Raw genomic sequence first — 23764 nt, forward strand, 5'->3', positions numbered from 1 at the left:
CTCCTTTGAATGGTATTTTGTGTCGGTATCGTTTGACGTACCGCGTTAGTCTCCCGCAAGGAGCCGCCGTGGATTATCGATCAGCATGGTATTGATCTGGTCGTCGCTGACGGCCGCCTTCTTAAGTGCCGGGATGATATCCTTGAATATGTGTGTGATATGGTAGTTCGGCATGACAAGGCCTATAATGTCAGAAACGCCCTGTCTGCCGAGCCAGTAATTGACGAAATCATGGGAAATCATGATCTTGTCGGCGTAGCCGAGGCCGAGAAGGCCGATGAGACAGGCGATCCTGCGGGAATCTGGCGGCGTTCCGCCCACGCCTTCAACACCGAAACGATCAAATCCGATAGAGACGCCCTTTTCAAGGACCCGAAGCAAGTAGTCGATATCCGTCGATCCGCCGATGTGGCCGATCATGATCCGTTTCGGGTCGGCCCCTTCGGCGATAAGCAGATCGGCCTGCTCGGGACCGAGTTTCCCCTCCTGGGTATGGGTGATAATGGGGATCCCGTCCTCTTTTGAAACCCGTGCGGCTGCCTTGAAGAACATCGTTTCATAATCCGTGATCGCTTCCTTGCTGGACGCGACCTTGAAGACGGCGGGCTTGATACCGGTATCCCCGACGCCCTTCGTCACTTCCGTCTTGAACATCTCGTAGACCTGTTCCGTTCCGTCACCAAGCTGGCTTCGAAGCTTGAAATAGGGCGGGGCTCCTTCTCCCTCGAAGTAGTATCCGCTGGAACAGAGAACGGTAAGGCCGCTCTTTTCAGAGATCTCCCTGAGCAGTTTCACGTCCCTGCCGCATTCGTTCGGTGTGGCGTCAACGATGGTCTTCACGCCCTGCTCCTTCACCGCCTCGGCCATCTTCAGACCGGCCTCCATACAGGCATCACGGTCAAAAGGGCCCAGCGTGGCGTCGCCCTGCCAGCCGGGAAATCCAAAGAGAAAATGCTCGTGTATCAGGGTCATGCCTAACTTCTTGGAAGGCACTGATCCCGAAACGGTGTTGATATTCATGGCCGTCCCTCCTTAAACGTATATTTGTGTGGTTCTGCATGGGTCGGTTTCCAGGGAGCAACATGCGTGCCATGAATGTCGCCCGGAGTGGCTTTACCTCAATATATTGATATTACTAGATATCGGCCAGATCGGTGCGCCAGCGCACCGCAGTCCTTCTTGCCGGGCTGTTGCGCCTGAATAAGACACTCTGTCCCATCGTGTTTCAGCTTGTGCCGGTTGAAGAAAAGCCGGGAGGCTTTACCGGGGACATCCAAGATTCCCTGCAAAGGGGGAAGAAAAGGGAGGACATACCCTTTCTATCGGCCAACAATTTCTTGACATGCACAGATACATCCTGTAAAAATACCTAAATTAATTTAATGATATTCAACATGGTTACATTACCTTAGAAGGGGTAGACTATGAAAAATGCACTTTCTTGGAAAAAGGGATTTCTTGTATTCGGTCTGATCGTTCTGTCAATGCTGTTCATCCTCGGATGCAGCGATGATAACAAGACGATCCGGATTCCCGATGATAATGACGAGCAAAACACATACTACCCCGGAAAGGCCGAGATCGTGACAGCTGACACGATCGCGTGGGGTGCTGTGAACCCGACGGTTGTTATTACGGCAATAGACTTCCAGTTTGATGTGAACATCACGGCTGCTGACCTGCAGGTGGACCCGGGGACGACGAATCTGCAATTGTTCCAGGTCACCTGGTTGAACGCGACGCAGATACGGGTGGCATTAACGGGAACGGCGGCCTACGGAGAGGTGCTGATCGAGGCTGATACATATGACACCGATACGCTGTCCATTGTCATCCCTCCCCACATAACATCGGCGGATACGATCCCCTGTGATGCCGTCGATCCGGCCGTTACCGTCACCGTGGACGACGGACTGGACTTTCAGGCCGGTATCACGGTCGGTGATATGACGGTGGATACGGGGACCACGGGTTTGACCTTCGATTCCGTTATCTATGTGAATGCGACGGAAATAACCATCGTGTTCACGGGAACGGCAGAGGGTGGACGGGTTTCGATCCAGGCGAACGGGTCGGCCTTCGTGGCGGATGATGAAGAAGAAGACGACAGTAACATCCTGGTGTTTGGTGTCTGTGACCCCGTTGACCCCTGGGCCACGATCGCGACCGCGGACAATTGGCTCACGAACAATCCTTACTTTGACAAACACGATGGCGGGTGGGTCTACTCGCCCCGCGAAGACGTCCTGTACGCCTTTTACGGCAACGATGCGGGAACCACAGGAAGAAACCTCTATCGCATCGACCACATCGGGCAGACGTTCACCCTCGCGACGGTCCTGACCTACGGCCGCCACGGGTCGCATCCGGTGATCGACGACACCGGCACGTACATCTACCTGCCCCCATCGCAGCAGACCAACGTTCTCGAGCGTTACAACACGGTGACGTTCACCCTGGAAACCCTCGCGGGGGCACCCGCGAACGGCACCTTCGCCCATGGGGCGTGGAAGAACGGTAAGCTCTGGATCGTGCTCAACAACAACCAGCTTTACAATTACGATCCCGCATCCAACACATGGACCGGTGTGCACGGGTTCAGCAGTTGGGCCAATGTGGCATCTTCGGGTCCGGCGTCCGATCTCGTCTATGTCATTGTCGTGGGCGGGGCTCTTTACTCGCACAATACCGTCACTGACACAACCACCATTCTTGCGTCTCATCCCTATGGCTTCAGCCTCGGCGGCAACGGCCAGTTCGTCTGGTTCGGCACCACCATCGGTTACCTCTATGCCATGGGCGGCTGCAGCGGCACCCCTGCCATGTACGATATCGGTGCCAATACCTGGCATGCCATGGCAGACCCGAAGCCGAACTCGAACTGTGTCGGCCACGCGACCTACGATACCCTGCGACAGCGTCTGTATGTGGCGCATGGGAACAGCAGTGCTTTCTACTACCAGTATTAGTGCCTGGTTCAAGGGGACGCCCTGGAGGCGTTCCCTCGACCTTTCATAAGACAATCTCGTGCGGGCCGGTTCATTATAATACCGGCCCGCCGCTGTTTCTGGTCGTTTTTCGAAATTATAACCGGAAAGAACGATAAAAAAAGGGGTTACGGCATTAATGCCGCAGCCCCTTTATTTTACTGGTGGGTCAGGGCAGAATCGAACTGCCGACACCTGGATTTTCAGTCCAGTGCTCTACCGACTGAGCTACCGACCCGGGATGCTGTTTCAAAGAGGGTTAGACTACTATCCAATCTTTCAGTCTTTGTCAAGAATTTTTGAGGAACAGCGGGACGACCATTCACGGCTCTTCTCTGTCCCCTGAACCGGCGGTTTCCGGTTCTTCCATGACCGGTGGAAGGCGCTGCGGATAGATATCGCGCGGGGGCGGCCCGGTTCTCACCGGTGTGCCGAGCCGTGTTCGCACGACCACTGTTGCCGCGAGCTTGTCATGCCAGCCCTGTTTTCTGGCGTCCAGGGCGATCCAGAAGAACCCGAGGTAGAATATCACCTCCGACAGGAGATATCCCACCCAGCGAAGAAATCCCAGGCCGAGGGTGACCGGTTCTCCCGAAAGGGGCACCACCCTGAGCCCGAAGAGCTTCTTTCCCGGCGTCTGTCCCGTGGTTCCGTGAAAGTAGGTGAAGTAGAGCATGTCCAGTACGATGCTGGTGCCGGAGAACGATATGAGTACCGGTGACGCGAAGACAGCCGGCGTCAGGGAGAAGGCGCTGAGGTGAATGAGAATGAGCCCGGCCGCCGTCACGGATAGTGCGAGAATAGTGATGATGAGTTTGTCGGTCATGTATGCCGCGGCCCGCCGCCAGAAACCGCCGTAGATGGGATCCGTCATGGCTGACAGCCGCTTTCCGGCGGATCGAACCCGCCTCGCTCGTACTGGACGATCGAGATGATCGTGAGAGGGCTTGTTTCGGTTCTGAGGATGGCGTCGCCCAGGGTGACGGGAATGCATCCCCCTTGTCGCGCCGTTTCCACCTCGTTCTCCGAAAACCCGCCTTCGGGACCGACGATGAGATCGAGCCGGGACCTGTGCCGGTATCGCTCGTCGGTAAGGATACCCCTGATGCTTTGTCTGCGTTCATGTTCCCAGAATATCAGGCGAAGCGTGTCCTCCCCCGGTGCTTCGAGAAGTTCGTCGAAGGAAACGACCTCCGTTACCTCCGGTACCGTGGCCCGGCCGCACTGGCGGGCGGCTTCACGGGCGATCTTCCGCCATCGGTCCGCGCGGGCGTGTTTCTTCTCCTCGGTGAGGCGGGGGACCGACCGTGATGAAATGAAGGGGATTATCCGGTTCACGCCCAGTTCCGTCGTTTTCTGGACGATCAGATCCATCTTGGCGCCTTTTGGGAGCGACTGGGCGAGGGTGATCGAGCAGGCCGGCGGGGGCGTCCGTTCCTCACCGGTGATCAGAAGGGTGGCGGTGCCTGCCGAGACAGCTTCTATGCGGGCCGTGAATTCCCGGCCCCGGCCGTCAAAGAGGATGACCGTCGCGCCCGGCCTGAGCCTGAGCACCTGCCTGATATACCGGAAATCCGCACCCCCGAGAGTTACCGTCGTATCTTTGTCCGGCGGGAAGGGGTGATAGATCCTTGGGATCGTCAATCGGTCGTGCTCCTTTTGTGAAAGACGTAACAGACCCACTCACGCTCGGTGCCGATGTCATGAATATCGAGGTCTTCCGTGCGGAAGGTCTCTTCGATGGAATCCCGGTCCTGGTCGATGATCCCCGAAGCGATAAAGTAGCCGCCGTCTGAGATCATGCGGATCAGCGCGGCGTGATAGGTGGTGAGGGTGGCCGCCGTCAGGTTGGCGACGATCAGGTCGAACACCCTGTCGCAGGTTTCAACATCCTGGTTGATGACGGTGACGCGGTCGCCGACACCGTTGATCGCCACGTTTTTTGAGGCAATGTCCACGGCGCGGGGATCGATATCGATAGCGGTCACTTTCTCGGCGCCCAGCTTGGCGCAGCAGATGGCGAGGATTCCCGTGCCGGTGCCGATGTCAAGGGCGTTCCAGCTCCCATGCATCCGGTCCTTCGTGATGATCTCCTCGAGGGCCATGATGCACATGCGTGTTGAGGGGTGTTGACCCGTGCCGAATGCCATGCCGGGGTCTATATCGACGACGATGTCCCGCCCCGCCGGCGCATACCGCTCCCAGGTAGGTTTGATGACGATCCCCCTGCTGACCCGAAGCGGTTTAAAGAATTTTTTCCATTGTTCCTCCCAGCCGGGGTCAACGACGGTAACCGTCGTAAAGGCCGGTTTTTCGAGAGCAGGGAAGAGTTCCGACAGGCTGTCGATATATCGCTGAAGCAGGATGATCTTTTCCTTCGACTCCTGAACCGCGGGGAGGTATGCCTTCAGTTCATCGCGGCCGGCAATGCTCTCCTCCTGTTCGAAAGCGTCGGATTCTCCCTCTTCCTGTATGATCCCGAGGGTGTTCATCTCGATGAGAAAATTGGAAAGGGCATCGCTCAGTTCCGGCGGCGATGAAAGGGTGATCTCGATCCATTGTTCCTTCGCTTCGGGCATAGCCTGTCTCCTCTGAGGACATGGTGCTGTTGATGGGTTCCGCCTGATACCCCCGCGGACATCGCGGTGTTCTCCGGCACCGGGGACCCCGGGACCGTCCGGTCGGCCATGCATGCTCGGAAGGTCCGATGAACGACCGTTCTCAGACTAATAACCTCTTTTTGAAGAGATTTCAAGTATCTTGAATTTTTATGTTCTTCGTGATAAAAAACTTTCCTTTATCTGAAGTGTTATGGATCACTCCCGGTCCGGAGCGGTGCCCGGAAAGTGAGCGTGTGAACGGGACCGGGATCCCCATAGGTGACACGGTGAAATATTACCCTGTTTACTTGAATATTCTCGATCGATCCTGTGTCGTTGTCGGCGGAGGCGGTGTTGCAGAAAGAAAGGTAGCACGCCTTCTTGAAAGCGGGGCGCGGGTAACGGTCGTGAGCCGCACGCTGACGGCACGGCTGGATGGTATCAGGAGGGAGAACGGGATCGTCCATATCGATGATGAGTACCGGAAGGAATATCTGACAGGCGCCCGCCTCGTCATCGGTGCCACCGACGACCCGGTGGTGAACGGTCTCCTTTTCCGGGATTGCCGGGAGTTGGGGATTCCCGTCAACATAGTCGACGACCCCCTTCGGTGCGATTTTATACTTCCCGCCGTCGCCGAGCAGGGAGACCTTTCCATCGCCGTTTCGACGGCCGGGAAAAGCCCCCTTCTCGCCCGTCGTCTCCGGGAGGAGCTGGAGGAACGGTACGGCCCCGAGTATGCCGTTCTCCTGAAGATAATGGGAGACCTGCGGGAACGGATCATCGCCCGCGGCGGAGGCTCCGGCGATAACCGGGAGATATTCGAGAGGGTTCTGGATTCGCCGGTACTCGAGCATATACGGAACGGCGCCTGGGAAGAGGTGCGCAGGATCATCCGGGAAACGACGGGTGAGGAGGTCGATGTGGGAGGGGATTAGCGGATTACGGATTAGGGATTACGGATTAGGGATTACGGATTAATGTTCCCGAATCCCGAATAACGAATCCCGATTCACCAATCCCGGATCCCGCACTCAGGCACTCAGGCACTTGGTTTTTTAACTATGGAAAGCCTTTTATTCAAGACCGCCCTTTTGCTGTACGCGCTTAGTACCGTGGGATATATGGTATCCCTGCTCATGAAACGTGTGCTGGCGGCGAAGGTCTCGACATGGGTCCTTTGCGCGGCCTTTGCCGTGCATTCGGTTTATATTGTCTTCCGCTGGGTTGCGGCGGGATACAATCCCGCCGTCAACCTCTATGAGGCCCTCTCGTTCAGTGCCTGGGCGATAGCCGGCGTCTACCTCCTGTCCCAGGTCAAGACAAAGACGCGGGTGCTCGGGGCGTTCGTTTCCCCCATCGTCCTCGTCCTTGCCATCACGGCACTGCCCCGTGCGGCCGGCGACCTGGCGATCCCGGCAATGCTTCGGAGCACCTGGGTTTCTGCTCATGTTGCGTCGATCCTTATCGCCGGTGCCCTGCTCGCCCTGGCCTGCATCGCGGGTATAGCGTATCTGGTTCAGGACAATCTGCTGAAAAAGAAGCGGGGGTATGGTTTTATCAGGCTGCTTCCGCCACTTCGGGACCTTGACCGGATAAATCATGTCTCCATCGTTGCGGGATTCTTCCTTTTGACCTTCGGTGTCGTGGCCGGTTCCGTCTGGGCCGGAACGGTCTGGGGAAGTCGATGGTACTGGGATCCGAAACAGGTGTGCACGCTGATTTCCTGGTTTCTCTATGCCGTTCTGCTCCACCAGCGGCTCGCCATCGGCTGGAAGGGAAGGAAGGCGGCCCTGCTGTCGATCATCGCTTTTGGTATTCTCCTCTTTGCCTTCGTCGGCGTGAATATCTTTTTTGTGACGGTTCATCATTTTGCATAAGAACATGAACATAGTGCTCATCGGCATGAACCACCGGACGGCCCCCGTGGAGATACGGGAACTCCTGGCGATTTCCTGCGAGGATGACATAAAGACCATCGATATGCTCAAAAGCGTTCCAACGGTGCTGGAAGCGCTCTACCTGTCAACCTGCAACCGCATCGAGGTCGTCGCCCATGTGCGGGATATGGACGATGCTCTGAAAAACCTGAAGGAATTTGTCTTTTCTCACGGAAACCTGCCCCGCCGGGAACTCGAGAGATGCCTGTACGTCTATCGGAATGAGGATGCGGCGCGGCACCTGTTCCGGGTCGCCGCGAGCCTCGATTCGATGGTGATGGGGGAACCGCAGATACTGGGGCAGGTGAAGGACGCTTATCGGCGAAGTGTCGAACGGGACGCGTCAGGTGTCATATTGAACCGCCTTCTTCACCACGCGTTCCGCACCGCCAAGCGGGTGAGGACGGAAACGGCCGTTGCCGGGAATGCCGTTTCCGTCAGTTACGCGGCCGTGGAACTTGCCAAGCGGATATTCGGCAGCCTGAACAACAAAACGGCCCTCCTCGTCGGGGCCGGAGACATGGCGGAACTGTCGGCGCGGCATCTTATGAACAACGGTGTGGGGAAGGTCATTGTAGCGAACAGGACCTACGAACGGGCCTGTTCCCTGGCCGGTGAATTCCAGGGAGAGGCGATCGATCTCGATCACCTGGTGGACGGCCTCGGCAGGGCGGATATCATTATCAGTTCGACGGGTTCTCCCGGATATGTTATTCAGGAACACATGATCGAGTCCGCCCTCCGCCGGCGGAAGAACCGGCTCCTTTTCCTCATGGATATCGCCGTGCCCCGTGATATCGAGCCCTCCGTGGGGCGTATCGATAATGTCTATCTCTACAATATCGACAATCTCCAGGAAGTGGTGGACCGGAACATGCGGGGACGTCTGAAAGAGGCCGAAAAAGCGGAGGCCATCATCGATGAGGAAGTGGAGGGTTTTTCCCGCTGGGCCCGGAGTCTCGAGGTGGTGCCGACCATCGTGGACCTGCGGGGGAAGGTGGACGGGATCATAGCCGGCGAGATGGAGCGGGCCGGTCCCTGGATAAAGGGCCTCCACGCCCGGGATAGAGAGAACGTGGATGCCCTGGTCAGGGCGATCATCAACAAGGTCCTTCATGACCCTGTCACGGGGCTGAAGGAAGAGAGCGAGAACGGCGGCGCGCATTCCTACGTTGCGGCGATGAAACGACTTTTCAGGCTCGAGAACGGCGACGACAAATGAACCTTGAAGGAGAGATCAGGATCGGTACACGGGGCAGTGAACTGGCGCTGGTGCAGGCGCGTCTCGTGGCCGAGAGGATACGGAAGCGATATCCGGAACGTCCCGTGGAGATAGTCCCCATCAGGACACGCGGGGACCGGATGCAGGATATCGCGCTGGTGCAGATCGGCGGGAAAGGGGTCTTTGTCAAGGAGATCGAGGAAACCTTGCTGCGGTGTGAGATATCGATCGCCGTCCACAGCATGAAGGACGTCCCCGTCGACCTTCCCGCGGGTCTCGAGATCAGCGTCGTGCCGGAGCGGGAGGACCCCCGTGACGTCCTCATCGCGCGGGGGAAAAGGAAGCTCGAGGAGCTTCCACGGGGTGCCCGTATCGGAACGGGATCGCTTCGCCGGAAGATGCAGCTCCTGAACCTCCTGTCCGATATCGAGGTCGTTCCGATACGGGGGAATCTCGGTACCCGGATAGGGAAGATGGAAACGGAGGGATTGGACGGCATCATCGCCGCCGCCGCCGGCATGAGGCGGATGGGATGGGTGCGCGAGGTATCCCAGTTCATCCCGACGGAGATCATGCTGCCCGCGGCGTGCCAGGGGGTTATCGGGATCGAGGTCAGGAGTGATGACGAAACGATGAAAGAAGCCGTTTCCTTCCTGAATCACCCCGAGACGTCCATGGCGGTATCAGCGGAACGGGCCTTTTTGCGGCGCCTCGGCGGCGGCTGCCAGGTCCCGATCGCCTGCATGGCGAAGAGGGAGCGAGACACCCTGATCATCAGAGGTGCCGTGGGGAACACGACGGGAAGGATCATCATAGCCGATGAGGTGCGGGGAGACTGTCGCGAGGCCGAACATCTGGGCATTGAACTGGCCGAGATCATTCTGTCCCGGGGCGGGAAAGCCGTGCTGGAATCGGTGTACGGAAGTGAGAGCTGACATGACGGGGAAAGGATGTTTGTTCATCATCGGCGCCGGACCGGGTGATCCGGGCCTGATCACCGTTAAAGGTCTGGAATGCCTGAAAAGGGCCGATGTCGTCGTCTATGATTACCTCGTCGGGGAAGCCCTTCTGCGGCATGTCCGAAAAGACGCCCGGCTGATCTATGTGGGGAAAAAAGGAGGGCACCACACGGTTTCCCAGGATGAGCTGAACCGTATCCTTGTTCGGGAAGCGTCGACGGGAGCCGTTGTCGCCCGCCTCAAGGGAGGTGATCCCTTCATATTCGGACGGGGCGGCGAGGAGGCGGAGGTCCTTGCCGGCGCGGGGATCCCCTTTGAGGTGATCCCCGGTGTCACCTCGGCGATCGCCGTTCCCGCCTATGCGGGCATTCCGCTCACCCACCGCGAATTCACATCCACCGTGGCTTTCGTGACGGGGCACGAGGACCCTGAAAAAAGTGAGAGCCGCATCGATTGGGACAAGCTCGCCACGATCGAAACACTGGTGTTTCTCATGGGGGTGAAGAACCTGAGCCAGATCGCGGATAACCTCATGTGGAGGGGCAGGGACCCTGAAACGCCCGCGGCGCTTGTCAGGTGGGGTACGACGCCCGATCAGGAGACCCTGGTGGGGACCCTCGGTAATATCGCCCGGCGGGCCGATGCGGCCGGCATGACCCCTCCCGCCATCCTTGTCGTCGGTGAGGTGGTGGGCCTGCGGGACCGCCTGAACTGGTTCGAGACAAAACCGCTGTTCGGCAAGGGGGTCTTGATAACCCGGCCCGAGGAGCAATCGGGGGAACTGGTGGAACTTCTTTCGCGAGCCGGTGCACGGGTGATATCGTTCCCGACGATCGGCATCGTGCCGCCGGAAAACTACGATGCCCTGGACCGGTCGATAGAACATATCGAGGAGTACCAGTGGATCATTTTCACCAGCGCGAACGGGGTCCGGTCCTTTCTCCTGAGATTGATGGAAAAGGGCGGGGACGTTCGAGACCTCAAAGGTATCAGGTTCTGCGCCATCGGTCCCGCGACGGCGAGGATGCTCGAGGAACGCGGAATATCCGTCGATGCCGTTCCTGGAGAGTACCTGTCGGAAGGTGTCGTGGAAGTGCTGAAAACATATGATATGAAAGGAACACGGGTACTGCTGCCGCGGGCGGAACGGGCGCGGGACGTGATTCCCGAGGGACTCGCCGGAATGGGTGCGACGGTCGATGTGGTGACGGCATACCGGACCGTCAGTTCCGGCCGTGACGGGGCCGAATTGGCGGGCCTGCTTGAAGAGGGCCGGATCGACGTCATCACCTTTACAAGCCCGTCAACGGTGAAACACTTTATGGAAATTCTGGGTAATGTTTCGGTCCTGCCCGGATCCACCAGGATCGCCTGTATCGGTCCCGTGACAAAGAGCGCCGCCGAGAAGGCGGGCCTGACCGTCGATATCATGCAGGGTCCCTATGTGATAGAGGGGCTGGTGGAAGCAATGGTGAGGTATTTTGAAAAGGGGGATTAGGGGATTACGGATTACGGAATAGGGGATTACGGATTACGGATTAGTGTTACCGAATCCCGAATAACGAGTCCCGTTTCCCGAATTTACTGAATGGAGTTTTTTTGTGATCGGTATTTCTAAATTATACTGCGGGGCGGTCGAGCCGTCCGATGTTCTTCGCTACGGCGGTGAATCATCGGAGCTGCCGTCGCACCTGCTTCAATTTTCCCGCGATAAGCGGCCCGTGGTGGTCTGGAACGTGACGAGGCGGTGCAATCTCAAATGCCTTCATTGCTATTCAAGCTCGCAGAACCTGCGCTATGAGGACGAGATGACCACCGATGAGGGGAAAGCGTTCCTTGATGACCTCGCCTCCTTCGGGTGTCCCGTGGTGCTGTTTTCCGGCGGGGAACCCCTGATGAGGCGGGACCTTCCCGACCTGATAAGCCATGCCGTCGGCCGGGGCATGCGGGCCGTCATCTCTACGAACGGTACCCTGATCACGGAAGAACGGGCGGATGTCTTCAGCCGCCTGGGACTTTCCTACGTCGGTGTCAGCCTTGACGGGATCGGTGAGGTGAACGACCGCTTCCGGGGTGTGCCGGGTGCCTTCGACGCGGCGCTCGGGGCCATCAGGACCTGTATCGCCAGGGGGATCAAGGTCGGCATCCGGTTTACCATAACAAGAAGGAACGCCGCCGAGATACCGGCCATCTTCGATCTTGTCGAGAAAGAGAACATCCCCCGGGTATGTTTTTATCACCTGGTCTATTCGGGGCGGGCCTCCGAACTTGTCTCGGAGGACCTTTCTCACGATGAGACCAGGCGGGTCGTGGACCTGATCATGGACCGGACCCGGGACCTTTTCGACCGCGGACGTCCGACGGAGGTCCTGACCGTTGATAACCACGCCGACGGTCCCTATCTCTATCTGCGGCTTCTGCGCGAGGATCCCCGCCGTGCCGCCGAGGTTCTCGAGTTGCTGAAGATGAACGAGGGAAATAATTCCGGTCGCGGCATCGGGTGTGTGAGCTGGGACGGGGAGGTCCACGCGGATCAGTTCTGGAGGAACATATCCTTCGGGAATGTGCGGAATCGCGCCTTCAGCGAGATATGGCAGGACGGGAGCAATGAATTGATGGCACAGCTGAAGAACAAGAAAGAGTATGTGACGGGAAGATGCGCGCGGTGTCGCTGGCTCGCTGTCTGCGGGGGGAACTTCAGGGCCCGCGCCGAAGCGGTGACGGGAGATATCTGGGCGCCCGACCCGGCCTGTTACCTGACCGATGAAGAGATAGGCGTGTGACCAGAGATGGTCACTATATGACAATGGACACAGGCTGTTGCCACGAGATGAATCCCTTTTTCGCTGGGCCCGAAACGTTTTTGATACATCTAAACGGCTTGCTTCAGGCGATCTCAAAACTCGCCTGCGGCTCAGACAGCTGAGATCGCTTATCTTACGCTTCGCCGAGATGTATGGCAAAAACGTTTCAATGGCCGCTTCAAAAGAGATTCATCTCGTGCGAACTCATCCAGAAAGTTTTGAAGGGTGAACCGGAAACAAAAAGAAGGAGCGGGAAGATGTACTACCCTGAATACCGGCCGCGAAGGCTGAGGAAAAACGAGAACCTGAGGAAAATGGTGCGGGAGACGGTGCTCTCCGTCGACGACCTTGTCTACCCACTCTTCGTCCGGCCCGGGAAGAAGATCAAAAAGCCCATCGCGTCGATGCCCGGCCATTTTCAGCTTTCCCCGGACAATCTTGTCAGGGAGGTGCGGTCCGCCCGCGACCTGGGAATTCCGGCGGTCCTGCTCTTCGGGATACCGGAAAGCAAGGATGAAGAGGGAACCGGCGCGTACGACCGGGAAGGCATCATCCAGCGCGCCGTGCGGGCGATAAAGAAGAAGGTTCCCGATATGCTGGTCATTACCGACGTTTGCCTCTGCGAATACACGAGTCACGGGCATTGCGGGATTCTCGACGGTGATGATGTGGACAACGATGCCACGCTCGAGATCCTGGCCGAGACGGCCCTTTCCCAGGCCGAAGCGGGTGCCGACATGGTTGCCCCTTCAGCCATGATGGACGGGCAGGTCCTGGCCATCAGGGATATCCTTGACGAAGAGGGCTTCGAGCACATCCCTATCATGGCCTACGCGGCGAAGTATGCGTCCTGCTTTTACGGTCCCTTCCGAGAGGCCGCCGAGGGCGCCCCGCAGTTCGGCGACAGACGGACCTATCAGATGGACCCGTCGAACAGTGACGAGGCCATGCGGGAGATCATGCTCGACGTGGAGGAGGGGGCGGACATCATCATGGTGAAACCGGCGCTGCCCTATCTGGATATCATCCGCCGGGCGAAGCAGGAGTTCGATCTTCCCCTGGCCGCCTATAACGTGAGCGGTGAATTCGCCATGATCAAGGCCGCGGCGAAACTCGGCTGGCTTGACGGCGACCGGGCGATGATGGAATCATTGACCGCCATCAAGCGTGCCGGCGCCGACATCATCATAACCTACTTCGCGAAGGAAGCGGCGAAGCTTCTGAAAGCCTGAGAGACACCCACGGTCGAGAGACGAGGAACCATGTCCGAGAAACACGACAGATTGCTTCTTCCCGGAACCCTGCGTATGGTCGCCTGGGAAGTGACCCGCTCCTGCAACCTCTCCTGCCTTCATTGCCGTGCCTCGTCCGAGCACGGCCCCTATGCCGGGGAATTCACGACCGGGCAATGCCTGGCGCTCCTCGACGACATCGCCTCGGTGGGCAGCCCCGTGGTGATACTGACCGGTGGTGAACCCTATTTGCGGGGGGATATCTTCGAGATCGCCGCCTATGGCGACCGGGCGGGCCTGCGCATGGTCCTGGCCACGAACGGCACGCTGGTAACCGATGAGATCGCCCGCAGGACCCGTGAATCGGGGATACAGCGGATCAGCATCAGCCTCGACGGCCCCGACGCGGTCGGTCACGATTCCCTTCGCGGTGTCCCCGGCGCCTTTGAAGGCGCCCTGCAGGGCATCGAGGCGTTCAAGAGAGCGGGCGTGGAATTTCAGATCAATACGACCATTACGCGTCTCAACCTCCATCAGATCGACCGTATCCTTGAACGTTCGATAGAATTGGGCGCCGTGGCCCATCACATCTTTCTCCTTGTGCCGACCGGCAGGGCCCGCGATATGGCGGACCAGGAGATCTCGCCGGAATCCTACGAGGAGTGCCTGAACTGGTTCTATGAACAGGGTCGTTCCTGTCCCATTCAACTGAAGGCGACCTGCGCGCCGCAGTATTACCGGATCTATCATCAGAGGAAAAAGGAAGACGCCAACCTGATGAACAATGCCGCCGGGCCGCTCCATGCCATGACCCGGGGGTGCATGGGTGGGAGCTCTTTCTGCTTCATATCACACACGGGCCAGGTGCAGCCTTGCGGTTTTCTCGAACTGGACTGCGGCCAACTGACGAAACAGAGCTTCCGGGATATCTGGATCGGTTCGCCCATTTTTCAGGACCTTCGCGATCTTCGGAAATTGCGGGGGAAATGCGGCGACTGCGAATTTATCCGGGTCTGCGGCGGCTGCCGGGCACGGGCCTATGAAATGACGGGTGATTACCTGGCCGAGGAGCCATTCTGTGTTTATAAGCCGGCAAAAAGGTCCGTGACCACCCGCTGAAAGATGCCTTCGAAGATGCCGGCACGAAAGAACATGATGGATGAGATCGACAGAAAAATTCTGAACATGATCCAGGATGACTTTCCTCTGGAGGAAGAACCATTCCGGGTGATCGGGGAGCGGACGGGCATCGGGGAGGAGGAGGTTCTGGCGCGTCTCGGAAAGCTCAAAGAAAGCGGCGTTATCCGGCGCATCGGCGCCGTTTTCGATCCCCCGAAACTGGGGTTTGTCAGCACCCTCTGCGCCGCCCGGGTTCCTGACGACCGGCTGCCGGAATTCGTCGAGACCGTTAACTCATACCGTGAAGTGACCCACAACTACCGCCGGGACCATGAATACAACGTCTGGTTTACCCTCATTGCCCCCGACAGGGGTGATATTGACCGCATTATCAGGGAAATTCAGGAAAAAACGGGAATTACGGATATACTCGACATGCCCGCCCGGCGGACCTTCAAGATAAACGCGAAGTTCGACCTGTAGCCCGGCGCTGGATCATCATTTCAATATTCCATTCTTCTCCCATTGAGTTGCAGAAAAGGGTTCGAGGGTTCAAGGTCTCAAGGGTTCAGGGGTTATATCTTTTTGTGGTGTTCGTATCTATATCGAGCTTCCAATATGATACCCGTCTCTTATCGCGTCCTGGGCATTCCCTATGTGCCGTGCGTCACCGATCACATGCACAGGTACGCTCCCTTTTAACTCATTTTCAAGCGTGTTACAGGGTGTCATCCCGGTGGATACGACAATAATATCGATATCATTGAATTGTATATCCTCCCCCTTCCTCTCGGCGTATACGGTTTTCCCCTCAACCTTTTTTATGTAAGTGTAATCGCTGAAAACGGTCTCCTTTTCCCGCATGATCTTGAGGGAGAGATTCTTGGCGATCATTTCCATGTCCTCTCCAAAATCCGTTGTCCGTTTCACAATGGTTATCCTGTTGTTTCGCGGTATCAGGCCCGTCGCGATGTCCACGCCGATAAGGCCGCCGCCGATGATCATGATGTTCTTGCCTTCCGGTACGTTTTCCTCCAACAGTATGTCGGCCCAGTAAAATGTATCCAATCCCGGAATGTCCAATGCGGAGGGCATGGAACCGGTCGCTACTATTACCCCGTCATATCTGTCGATCAGATCCGATCTTGTTGCTTCTTTGGAGAGCACGGTGACGTTCGTTTCCTTTAATTTCTCTATGAAGTAGGGGACCAGTTTCCCCATCGATCTTTTGTGTGGGGTCAACGGAGCCAGGTTGAACTGTCCCCCCAGTGTATTCTTTTCGTACAGGTCAACATCGTGTCCTCTTTCCTTCAAAGTTATTGCGGCCTGCATCCCGGCCAGACCGCCGCCCGCGACGGCATACCGCTTCGGTTGTTCGGCTTTTTCAATAACAGCCGTTTCCTGCCCTACGCGCGGATTCACAAGACATTGAAGTCCCTGGCCTGATTTCACGCCTCCCAGGCACCCCTCGGCGCAGGCAAGGCATGGACGAACGATATCGTTCACCGACCCCTGATATTTTCCAATGAAGTCGGGATCGGCCACCAGGGCCCGACCGACGGCTATGTAATCCGTTGGAAATTCCGCTCGTATTTTGTTGATATCTTCAAAGGTATTGATCTGCCCGACGAATACGACGGGAATAGTTATCTGCTCTTTTATGGTACCCGCCATTTCCCATGTTTTTCCCTTGGGGACGAACATATGCTGGAAATACCAGGGTGGAGCGGAGCACACTGAACCCGCGGACACATGGATGGCACTGACCCCATTTTCTTCAAGTATCCTTGAAAAGGACGTCATCTCCGGCAGCTTGATTCCCAGGGGGATCATTTCGTCGCCGCTTATACGGGCAATGATGGGCAGATCAACCGCTTTTCGAACCGCTCGCAGGATCTCGAGCGGAAATCGGATCCTGTTCTCAAGATTTCCCCCGTATTTATCGGTTCTGTCGTTGACAAAGGGTGAAATGAATTGGGACAGGAGATAGCCGTGACCGAATTGCAGTTCTATTATGTCAAAATGTGCCTTCTCAGCCCGCAGGGCCGCATCTGCAAATAATTTTGCGGTGTGCTCAATGTCGTTTTTGTCCATGGGCCTTGGTATCGCTCCGCCGTTTTCGCATGCTTTATCGGTAGATGAGATGAAATAATTGCCGGGAATATTGGGATTTGCCATCCTTCCGGGGTGGTTCAGATGAGCTATGACCTTTGCGCCGGTTTCATGGATAGTAGAAACCAGTTCCTTCAGACCTTCGATCTTGTCGTCGTCATCTATTCCCAGTTGCGTGGGGATCTCGCGCAATCCTTTGTCCAGATACAGCGGCTCAACGGTAACGGCTCCCACATATCGACTCCTGGCGGCATAAAAAGCGATATGCTTGCGGTTCACCACGCCGCTTCCGTCACTGTATCCGACCTTTATCGGGGCGAATATAAATTCATTCTTGAGGTTCAACATGTTTACTCCTCCTTATTGATGAAGGCTTACCTCTGAAAAAAGGATTCAAGGGGCCAAGTGAAAAACCGGGGATGTGAAACAATTTGAATGTATTTTGTAACTCATGTCGATCATGCGTGGATACGAGTACCATAACAAAAGTATTTCCCTGAAAAACAATAACCCCTTGAAACCTTAAAACCTTGAACCCTCGACCCCTTGGCTCCTTGAACCCTCATTAAAAAACATCTTTGATCGCTAATACTGTTACATCAAGATGCATGCCAGCACGGTATCGAAGTGGCTCAAAAGACGTATCATTCTGATATTGCTTATATAATGTTGGGCAAATAAGGGGCGGAGGTGCAGGAATAGAATGTTCGCGAGGTATTTGGGTCGCATATATGCTTCCCGTATGCCAAATATAAGTTGCAAAAACGCGAGCCGTGCGCTCTGCGATCAGGTGTGTTAAACGGTGAGTACTTGACAAAACAAGGATCGAAAGTATATTAGTAAAGTCGAATATATAAAAATTCTAATATTGTGGTGATGTATGGATACCGTTGATCATGAAAGAATGTCCTCTTTTTTTAAGGCATTGGGCAATCCTACGCGGCTTAAGATAGTAATGGAGATCATGAAGGGCGAACGGTGTGTAAGTGATGTGGAAGGCCTCGTGAGTGCGAGACAATCAAATATTTCTCAGCACCTGGCGGTTTTGAAGGAATGCGATATCGTTGAATGTCGCAAAGTTGGAAACATGCGATGCTACTCTCTGAAACAGCCTGTTCTGGTAAAAACCATTCTGGATGTGCTGGAAAAAGAGGGTGAATAATACACGAAGGAGAAAAAAGAACATGCTACTTGATGACAAGACACGTCAGCAGATCAAGGCGAAATTCGATGCAGAGTTAACAAATGATGTTTACATCAGGCTGTTTTCAACCGGCCTGATCACGGCAGCGGGAGATGACAGCAAAGAGTATGTGGAGTTCACAAAGGAATTCTTGCGGGAGTTGACGGAGTTGAACGACAGGATCCATGTCGAGTTTGATGACATGTATGGAGAGGAGGCGAAAAAGAGGGATATCAGCGTTTCACCGTCGGTCATTATCGGGGACGGCAATGGGTGGTATCCGGTGCAGTACTTCGGGGCGCCCGCGGGATACGAGGCGAGTTCCTTCATAGAAGCCATCTCGATGATCTCGAACAGGGATAGCGGTCTCGACACATCATCAAAAGAGAAGCTGCGGAACATCGATAGAGACCTGCTTATAGAGACGTATGTCACGCCCGGCTGTCCCCATTGTCCCAGAGCGGTCGTGCTGTCAAATCAGATCGCGATCGAGTCAGGCGGGAAAATAGTTTCACGATGCGTAGAAGCTCAGGAGATGATGGACAGGGCACGGTTGTTCAATGTTTCATCAGTCCCCCAGCAGGTGATCAACGAAGAAAGAGGCTCTATTACTGTCGGTGTACAGCGGGAGAGCGCATTTGTAAATCAGGTGCTTGAATATGGGTCTTCCCGCGCGAAGGAGATACTGGAAAAAGAGGAAGAAGAGAGAAAAAGAAAGGAAACCCTGAACGATGTTCCTGATTCCCCGGTTGTTATAACCGACAACAATATTGACGAGGCGATCGCCAAGTATCCCTTTCTTGTCGTTGATTGCTGGGCGGAATGGTGTATGCCCTGCAAGATGATCGGTCCTGTTATCGAAAAACTTGCGGTGAGCCAGAAGGGCGCTGTCGTTTTCGGCAAACTTGATGTTGACGGCAATCCTGATTCTTCGGCCAGGTTCAATATCAGGTCGATACCGAACCTTCTTGTTTTTAGACATGGAGAGAAAGTGGGGGATATTATCGGTGCGATGCCGGAGGACGTGTTGTTGGAAAAGATCAACGCGTACAGATGAAGAAAAACGTTGGATCTAAGCGGGGGGCTGTAAATGAAGATCGTCATACCAAAAGAACGGTCGCCTGATGAACGGCGTGTTCCCATGATCCCGCCGGATGTGAAACAACTTGTGAAACTGGGTGCGCAGGTTGAAATTGAAAAGGGGATGGGGGAATCCGTTGGCTATGCTGATGATGAATACATGGCAGCGGGGGCAACGATCAGCGCGGATCGAAAGACGCTCCTGTCGTCCGCGGATGTCGTTGTGCGACTGCACAAACCGGCTGTTGATGAGATCAGCTGGTTGAAAAAAGGGAGTATCCACATCAGTTATCTTGACCCTTCTAATGAACCGGAGATCCTCGACAAATTCGTTTCGCGGGGGATCAGTGCAATTAGTATGGAGATGATCCCGAGGGTAACAAGGGCACAGAAGATGGATGTACTGAGCTCCCAGGCAAGCCTGGCCGGATACGTGGCCGTCATTATTGCCGCAGAGAGGTCCGGCAAGATATTCCCGATGATGATGACGCCGGCAGGGACCATCGCGCCTGTTCGTGTTTTTGTCATCGGCGTCGGTGTTGCCGGGCTGCAGGCGATCGCGACAGCAAAGCGCCTTGGAGCGAGGGTAGATGCCTTTGATACAAGACCCGTTGTAGAAGAACAGGTTAGATCTCTCGGAGCGAGGTTCGTAAAAATAGACCTTGGGGAGACCGGGGAGACAAAAGACGGATACGCAAAGGCCCTGACGGAAGAACAGATCGAGATGCAGCGTCGGGAAATGGCGAAACACTGTGCCATTGCGGATGTGGTGATAACGACCGCGCAGGTCTTCGGCAGAAAGGCACCGCTTATCGTCACACGGGAAATGATAACGGGGATGAAAAATGGAAGTATAATTATCGATCTTGCTGCGGAAAGCGGAGGAAATGTTGAGGGAACAATACCCGGAGAGGAGATCTGCCTGAACGGTGTGAAAATCATAGGGCTCAAAAACGCAGCAAATCAGGTCGCTCAGCATGCGAGTCAGATGTATTCCAGCAATATCCTCAGTTTCATCACCGAATTCTGGGATGACGAAACAAAGAGTCTCAAACCGGATCTGGATGATGAAATTATCAAGGGGTGCCTGGTTACCCACGAGAGCAAGATATTCAGTGAAGCACTGAAAAGGCATACGTAAAGGTGAGAATATGGATATGATCTTGTGTCGCAGTTCCTGCCTGATCTGCATGAGCATGGTGCTCATACTTGCCATATTTGTCGGATTTGAAATCATCTCCAAGGTGCCGGCAAAATTGCACACCCCTTTGATGTCCGGTTCCAATGCCATCTCGGGCATCACCCTTGTGGGTGCCATCGCGGCGGCAGGATCGGCAGAGAACAGCATAACGATACTGTTGGGTACCCTGGCCGTCATCTTTGCGACGATCAACGTGGTTGGTGGATACGTGGTCACTGACAGGATGCTTGAAATGTTCAGGAAGGATCCGGGGAAAGGGAGAAGAGAATGACCACGGATATTCTCGTGAATGTGGTTTACATTGTGGCCGCCGTTCTGTTCATCTTCGGCCTGAAGATGCTCACCTCGCCCGATACAGCGAGAAAAGGGAACCTGATCTCCGCGACCGGCATGTTTCTCGCTGTGGTAATGACCCTTCTGAGCGAGGGAGTTATCGATTACAAATGGATCGCGATAGGTATCGTTATTGGAAGTATCATCGGTGCTTTCTCCGCCCGGCTTGTTGCCATGACCCAGATGCCGCAGATGGTGGCGCTCTTTAACGGGTTCGGAGGCATTACGAGCCTTCTTGTGGGGTGGGCGGCGTATCATGTGATGATCACGCATGATCTCTTCATGATCACCACGATTTATCTCGCTGTATTGGTCGGTGGTGTGACCTTTTCAGGAAGCCTGGTCGCCTGGGGCAAGCTGGCAACATACATAAGTGGGAGGCCGATACTCTTTCCCGGCCAGACGATCATAAATCTGGCGCTTTTCATAGCTGTGCTCCTGGCGGGAGCGTTTTTGTTGATGAGTCCTTCAGTCGTTTATCCGTTATTTGTCGGGATCATCATTCTGTCATTTCTTCTGGGTGCCCTGGTGGTTATACCCATAGGCGGTGCCGATATGCCCGTGGTGATCTCACTCTTGAACAGTTATTCAGGGATCGCAGGGTGCGCGGCAGGTTTCGCGATCCAGAATAACATACTGATAATTGCCGGTGCCCTTGTGGGGGCGAGCGGGATCATATTGACCAATGTTATGTGTAAGGCAATGAATCGGTCGATCACCAATGTGCTTTTCGGTGGCTTCGGTGCTGCCGCAGCAAAAGGCCCTCTGGAAATTGAAGGCGATGTGAAGCCTATTTCAGCCGAGGATACATATTTTATTCTTGAAGCTGCGAACTCGGTCGTCTTTGTTCCCGGATATGGAATGGCAGTCGCGCAAGCGCAGCATTGCCTTCATGAATTGGAGGAAATTTTGGAGGAGAACGGAACAGATATCCGTTATGCCATTCATCCTGTTGCGGGGCGCATGCCGGGTCATATGAACGTGCTTCTCGCCGAGGCCAATGTTTCCTATGACAAACTTGTTGAAATGGATGACATTAACCGGACGATCGCAGACGTTGATGTCTGTGTTGTGATCGGTGCGAATGATGTCGTCAATCCGGCGGCGCGAGAAACCAAGGGCAGCCCGATATACGGTATGCCGATCATAAACGTTGATCAGGCAAAGACGGTCATCGTTTTAAAGCGTTCCATGGCGCCCGGCTTTGCGGGAATTGACAACAATCTGTTCTATAAGGAAAATACGCGTATGCTTTTTGGTGATGCAAAATCGAGTATTGATGCGATCATTTCGGAATTCAAGAAATGATACCGTACTTGAATGAGAGTACGAAGCCTGCTTTTCAACCGATCACGGGTCACATGGTTCTGAAATGAACGTCACGGATAATATCGGCATAGCCTTTCTCCTTCCACTGGCACACGAAAGCATCAGCGAATTAGGGACGGTACTGGTTTTTTTCGAATGCGAGCCTGTTTTATAACTACATGGTGATTCAGCGATCTATCGGCTCGTGTGCCTTGCGACCGTATACTTTTTCGTATGCCGCGCACCAGGGACAGAATCCGCGCTCGATATTCTTTACGAACCAGAAGGCGAGCCCCTTCTGCGTCCTCCTGGCGTGATTGCACACGGGGCATTCAACGCATCGTTGCGCCCGCTTCCTGTCCCGTTCCGTTATCGCCATTGCTGCCCTCCCTGATGGTTATTCACTGCATCCCCGGCCTGCCGGATCCACCCCTCGGGCCCGATCCGGAAGATTCGCTCCTCCAAGGTGCCTGCGGAGTTTCGTTATCACTTCGAGCGGGATGCCGGAGGTTTCCTGACACCCAGGAGAATATCGGACGGTATTTGATGGTCGTGCCTGTAATCTCCCCGTTCGATCATCATACGTGCCCCCGCCGGGCAGGTGGTGACACAAAGCCCGCACCCCATGCACTTCGCGTAGTTTACGTCCACCCGGCCGTCGTTTTCAAAGTTCACGCCGAAAATGCAGCGTTTGATGCAGCGGCCGCACTTCTCGGGACCGAGACAAAGCTGTCTGTTGTGGGCGACGATCTCCGGTCCGGGGAAGAGTATCTGCCCGGTGTACAGATATACCCTGGTCGGAGCACAGATCCGGTTTTCACAGTTGCAGATGACAAAGGCCCACTTCCCGGAACGCATGCAGAAGTCGATGACATGGACCAATCCGGCGTCTTCGCATTCTTTCAGGAGCTTTTTCCCTTCCTCCGCCGATATGAGTTCGTAGCCGATGTTCAGGTTGTAGTAAATGTCGGCACCATAAAGGATGACCATGTCCTTCTTGACGGGTTCTTCCCATCTGTTCAATGCCCGCTGGCATACGCAGGGACCCACGGCGAGACGGGCTCCCCGGGGACCCTCCATCTGGAGAACGAAGTCGACCATGCGACCCGCCGCCGCTGTCGTCACAACTATGCCGTGAGGGAAATACCTGCTCGCGACGGCGATGAGGTAGAGGACACATCGTCCGACCCGCGTTTCCGTCAGCAACCTCTGCCGTAAAATGAAGTCCACAATGCGGAGTATCGTCGGTTCCGAGACGCCGTAAAGCCAGTGCAGGGCATACTGGACCGGCCCCACCCTTCGCAGGTTCGTTCCGGAAAGGCCGGCGTGTTCGGAAAAGAGGTGTCCCCCGGACAGGATGATTTTCACGAACTGTGAAAAATCCGTTCCCATATTCCACCCCCTGACGTGTTTTCAAACGGTCCGTACCTGCTCGATGGTGCGTACGGTATCGGCCGCGTCACGTTTCTTTTCCGTGATGCCTTCAAGGCTCAGCACCATGGATTATAATGAAAAAAAGATATAATTCATAGTGGATTCAAACTATTAATGTAAAAAGTTCACAGGGGGCAGGGATCGGGGATAATGACTCTTTCCATTCGATGTTGACGGAGTATTGGTGTGAAATCCGGAATTCGCTCGCGGCATGGCTGGAATTACCGGCTGGAATTACCGGTTGACATGG

Annotated in this window: 22 protein-coding genes and 1 tRNA gene; 15 read left to right on the forward strand and 8 right to left on the reverse strand. The window is 55.4% G+C overall.

Features of this window, described 5'->3' with window-relative positions; all coding sequences use genetic code 11:
- Positions 1-45: 45 nt before the first annotated feature.
- A complete protein-coding gene (locus JXO48_12795; GenBank protein MBN2284758.1) occupies positions 46-1020 on the reverse strand; it encodes a phosphotriesterase-related protein in 975 nt (324 codons plus the stop codon).
- Positions 1021-1424: 404 nt separating this feature from the next.
- On the opposite strand from JXO48_12795, the gene JXO48_12800 reads away from it, so the two are divergent.
- On the forward strand, positions 1425-2969 hold the full coding sequence (locus tag JXO48_12800; GenBank protein ID MBN2284759.1) for a hypothetical protein: 1545 nt from the start codon (positions 1425-1427) through the stop codon (positions 2967-2969).
- A gap of 180 nt (positions 2970-3149) precedes the next feature.
- On the opposite strand, the gene JXO48_12805 is transcribed toward JXO48_12800, so the two are convergent.
- From JXO48_12805 to prmA, 4 genes are all read right to left on the reverse strand, one after another.
- Positions 3150-3225: transfer RNA gene (locus tag JXO48_12805), tRNA-Phe, on the reverse strand.
- Between the two features lie 84 nt (positions 3226-3309).
- Positions 3310-3861: an RDD family protein gene (locus JXO48_12810; GenBank protein ID MBN2284760.1), complete on the reverse strand. Its 552-nt coding sequence runs from the start codon at positions 3859-3861 to the stop codon at positions 3310-3312.
- Positions 3858-4631, reverse strand: a complete 774-nt coding sequence (locus JXO48_12815) for a 16S rRNA (uracil(1498)-N(3))-methyltransferase (protein MBN2284761.1) — start codon at positions 4629-4631, stop codon at positions 3858-3860. The genes JXO48_12810 and JXO48_12815 overlap by 4 nt, the downstream gene beginning before the upstream one ends.
- A complete protein-coding gene (gene prmA, locus JXO48_12820; GenBank protein MBN2284762.1) occupies positions 4628-5566 on the reverse strand; it encodes a 50S ribosomal protein L11 methyltransferase in 939 nt (312 codons plus the stop codon). The genes JXO48_12815 and prmA overlap by 4 nt, the downstream gene beginning before the upstream one ends.
- 308 nt (positions 5567-5874) lie before the next feature.
- On the opposite strand from prmA, the gene JXO48_12825 reads away from it, so the two are divergent.
- The 9 genes from JXO48_12825 (at position 5875) to JXO48_12865 (ending at position 15346) form a co-directional block, all read left to right on the forward strand.
- Positions 5875-6525, forward strand: a complete 651-nt coding sequence (locus JXO48_12825; protein ID MBN2284763.1) for a bifunctional precorrin-2 dehydrogenase/sirohydrochlorin ferrochelatase — start codon at positions 5875-5877, stop codon at positions 6523-6525.
- A gap of 126 nt (positions 6526-6651) precedes the next feature.
- On the forward strand, positions 6652-7467 hold the full coding sequence (ccsA, locus tag JXO48_12830) for a cytochrome c biogenesis protein CcsA (protein ID MBN2284764.1): 816 nt from the start codon (positions 6652-6654) through the stop codon (positions 7465-7467).
- A gap of 4 nt (positions 7468-7471) precedes the next feature.
- Positions 7472-8749 carry a glutamyl-tRNA reductase gene (locus tag JXO48_12835; protein MBN2284765.1) on the forward strand — a complete coding sequence of 426 codons (1278 nt, stop codon included), beginning with the start codon at positions 7472-7474 and terminating at the stop codon, positions 8747-8749.
- Positions 8746-9684: a hydroxymethylbilane synthase gene (hemC, locus tag JXO48_12840; GenBank protein MBN2284766.1), complete on the forward strand. Its 939-nt coding sequence runs from the start codon at positions 8746-8748 to the stop codon at positions 9682-9684. Before JXO48_12835 ends, hemC begins: the two co-directional genes overlap by 4 nt.
- Position 9685: 1 nt before the next feature.
- Positions 9686-11206 (forward strand): uroporphyrinogen-III C-methyltransferase, encoded by a 1521-nt coding sequence (cobA, locus tag JXO48_12845; protein ID MBN2284767.1) that lies wholly within the window; start codon positions 9686-9688, stop codon positions 11204-11206.
- Positions 11207-11309: 103 nt separating this feature from the next.
- Complete coding sequence (gene ahbC, locus JXO48_12850) at positions 11310-12491, forward strand: 12,18-didecarboxysiroheme deacetylase (protein MBN2284768.1); 1182 nt, start codon at positions 11310-11312, stop codon at positions 12489-12491.
- A 278-nt stretch (positions 12492-12769) separates the two neighbouring features.
- Positions 12770-13744 carry a porphobilinogen synthase gene (gene hemB / locus JXO48_12855; protein MBN2284769.1) on the forward strand — a complete coding sequence of 325 codons (975 nt, stop codon included), beginning with the start codon at positions 12770-12772 and terminating at the stop codon, positions 13742-13744.
- Positions 13745-13774: 30 nt separating this feature from the next.
- Entirely contained in the window at positions 13775-14863 is a 1089-nt protein-coding gene (ahbD, locus tag JXO48_12860) for a heme b synthase (protein ID MBN2284770.1), read from the forward strand.
- 36 nt (positions 14864-14899) lie between these two features.
- Entirely contained in the window at positions 14900-15346 is a 447-nt protein-coding gene (locus tag JXO48_12865) for an AsnC family transcriptional regulator (GenBank protein ID MBN2284771.1), read from the forward strand.
- 117 nt (positions 15347-15463) lie between these two features.
- Here the strand turns inward: JXO48_12865 and JXO48_12870 are convergent, their stop codons facing one another.
- Positions 15464-17323 carry an FAD-dependent oxidoreductase gene (locus JXO48_12870; protein MBN2284772.1) on the reverse strand — a complete coding sequence of 620 codons (1860 nt, stop codon included), beginning with the start codon at positions 17321-17323 and terminating at the stop codon, positions 15464-15466.
- Between the two features lie 532 nt (positions 17324-17855).
- Between JXO48_12870 and JXO48_12875 the strand changes: the two genes are divergently transcribed.
- Genes JXO48_12875 through JXO48_12895 form a run of 5 tightly spaced genes read left to right on the forward strand, consistent with a single transcriptional unit; the run spans position 17856 to position 22080 of the window.
- Complete coding sequence (locus JXO48_12875) at positions 17856-18137, forward strand: winged helix-turn-helix transcriptional regulator (protein ID MBN2284773.1); 282 nt, start codon at positions 17856-17858, stop codon at positions 18135-18137.
- 22 nt (positions 18138-18159) lie between these two features.
- Positions 18160-19215: a thioredoxin gene (trxA, locus tag JXO48_12880; GenBank protein MBN2284774.1), complete on the forward strand. Its 1056-nt coding sequence runs from the start codon at positions 18160-18162 to the stop codon at positions 19213-19215.
- Positions 19216-19248: 33 nt separating this feature from the next.
- Positions 19249-20379, forward strand: coding sequence for a Re/Si-specific NAD(P)(+) transhydrogenase subunit alpha (locus tag JXO48_12885; protein MBN2284775.1), 1131 nt, complete (start codon positions 19249-19251; stop codon positions 20377-20379).
- Positions 20380-20395: 16 nt separating this feature from the next.
- On the forward strand, positions 20396-20710 hold the full coding sequence (locus tag JXO48_12890) for an NAD(P) transhydrogenase subunit alpha (GenBank protein ID MBN2284776.1): 315 nt from the start codon (positions 20396-20398) through the stop codon (positions 20708-20710).
- Positions 20707-22080 (forward strand): NAD(P)(+) transhydrogenase (Re/Si-specific) subunit beta, encoded by a 1374-nt coding sequence (locus JXO48_12895; GenBank protein ID MBN2284777.1) that lies wholly within the window; start codon positions 20707-20709, stop codon positions 22078-22080. The genes JXO48_12890 and JXO48_12895 overlap by 4 nt, the downstream gene beginning before the upstream one ends.
- 187 nt (positions 22081-22267) lie before the next feature.
- Here the strand turns inward: JXO48_12895 and JXO48_12900 are convergent, their stop codons facing one another.
- Positions 22268-22459, reverse strand: a complete 192-nt coding sequence (locus JXO48_12900) for a hypothetical protein (protein MBN2284778.1) — start codon at positions 22457-22459, stop codon at positions 22268-22270.
- 107 nt (positions 22460-22566) lie between these two features.
- Positions 22567-23472: a 4Fe-4S binding protein gene (locus JXO48_12905; protein ID MBN2284779.1), complete on the reverse strand. Its 906-nt coding sequence runs from the start codon at positions 23470-23472 to the stop codon at positions 22567-22569.
- Positions 23473-23764: the final 292 nt, after the last annotated feature.

It is taken from the genome of Deltaproteobacteria bacterium (genome assembly GCA_016933965.1).
In the GTDB taxonomy this organism is placed as follows: domain Bacteria; phylum Desulfobacterota; class Syntrophia; order Syntrophales; family UBA2210; genus JAFGTS01.

What these genes read in the sequence shown, in the direction of transcription:
- JXO48_12865 (MBN2284771.1), top strand. Translation starts at nt 14,900, where the DNA reads ATGGATGAGATCGACAGAAAAATTCTGAACATGATCCAGGATGACTTT.
- hemB (MBN2284769.1), top strand. Translation starts at nt 12,770, where the DNA reads ATGTACTACCCTGAATACCGGCCGCGAAGGCTGAGGAAAAACGAGAAC.
- JXO48_12810 (MBN2284760.1), bottom strand. Translation starts at nt 3,861, where the DNA reads ATGACGGATCCCATCTACGGCGGTTTCTGGCGGCGGGCCGCGGCATAC.
- JXO48_12795 (MBN2284758.1), bottom strand. Translation starts at nt 1,020, where the DNA reads ATGAATATCAACACCGTTTCGGGATCAGTGCCTTCCAAGAAGTTAGGC.
- JXO48_12800 (MBN2284759.1), top strand. Translation starts at nt 1,425, where the DNA reads ATGAAAAATGCACTTTCTTGGAAAAAGGGATTTCTTGTATTCGGTCTG.
- JXO48_12870 (MBN2284772.1), bottom strand. Translation starts at nt 17,323, where the DNA reads ATGTTGAACCTCAAGAATGAATTTATATTCGCCCCGATAAAGGTCGGA.
- trxA (MBN2284774.1), top strand. Translation starts at nt 18,160, where the DNA reads ATGCTACTTGATGACAAGACACGTCAGCAGATCAAGGCGAAATTCGAT.
- JXO48_12875 (MBN2284773.1), top strand. Translation starts at nt 17,856, where the DNA reads ATGGATACCGTTGATCATGAAAGAATGTCCTCTTTTTTTAAGGCATTG.
- JXO48_12905 (MBN2284779.1), bottom strand. Translation starts at nt 23,472, where the DNA reads ATGGGAACGGATTTTTCACAGTTCGTGAAAATCATCCTGTCCGGGGGA.
- JXO48_12835 (MBN2284765.1), top strand. Translation starts at nt 7,472, where the DNA reads ATGAACATAGTGCTCATCGGCATGAACCACCGGACGGCCCCCGTGGAG.
- JXO48_12900 (MBN2284778.1), bottom strand. Translation starts at nt 22,459, where the DNA reads ATGGCGATAACGGAACGGGACAGGAAGCGGGCGCAACGATGCGTTGAA.
- prmA (MBN2284762.1), bottom strand. Translation starts at nt 5,566, where the DNA reads ATGCCCGAAGCGAAGGAACAATGGATCGAGATCACCCTTTCATCGCCG.
- cobA (MBN2284767.1), top strand. Translation starts at nt 9,686, where the DNA reads ATGACGGGGAAAGGATGTTTGTTCATCATCGGCGCCGGACCGGGTGAT.
- hemC (MBN2284766.1), top strand. Translation starts at nt 8,746, where the DNA reads ATGAACCTTGAAGGAGAGATCAGGATCGGTACACGGGGCAGTGAACTG.
- JXO48_12885 (MBN2284775.1), top strand. Translation starts at nt 19,249, where the DNA reads ATGAAGATCGTCATACCAAAAGAACGGTCGCCTGATGAACGGCGTGTT.
- JXO48_12890 (MBN2284776.1), top strand. Translation starts at nt 20,396, where the DNA reads ATGATCTTGTGTCGCAGTTCCTGCCTGATCTGCATGAGCATGGTGCTC.
- JXO48_12895 (MBN2284777.1), top strand. Translation starts at nt 20,707, where the DNA reads ATGACCACGGATATTCTCGTGAATGTGGTTTACATTGTGGCCGCCGTT.
- ahbD (MBN2284770.1), top strand. Translation starts at nt 13,775, where the DNA reads ATGTCCGAGAAACACGACAGATTGCTTCTTCCCGGAACCCTGCGTATG.
- ccsA (MBN2284764.1), top strand. Translation starts at nt 6,652, where the DNA reads ATGGAAAGCCTTTTATTCAAGACCGCCCTTTTGCTGTACGCGCTTAGT.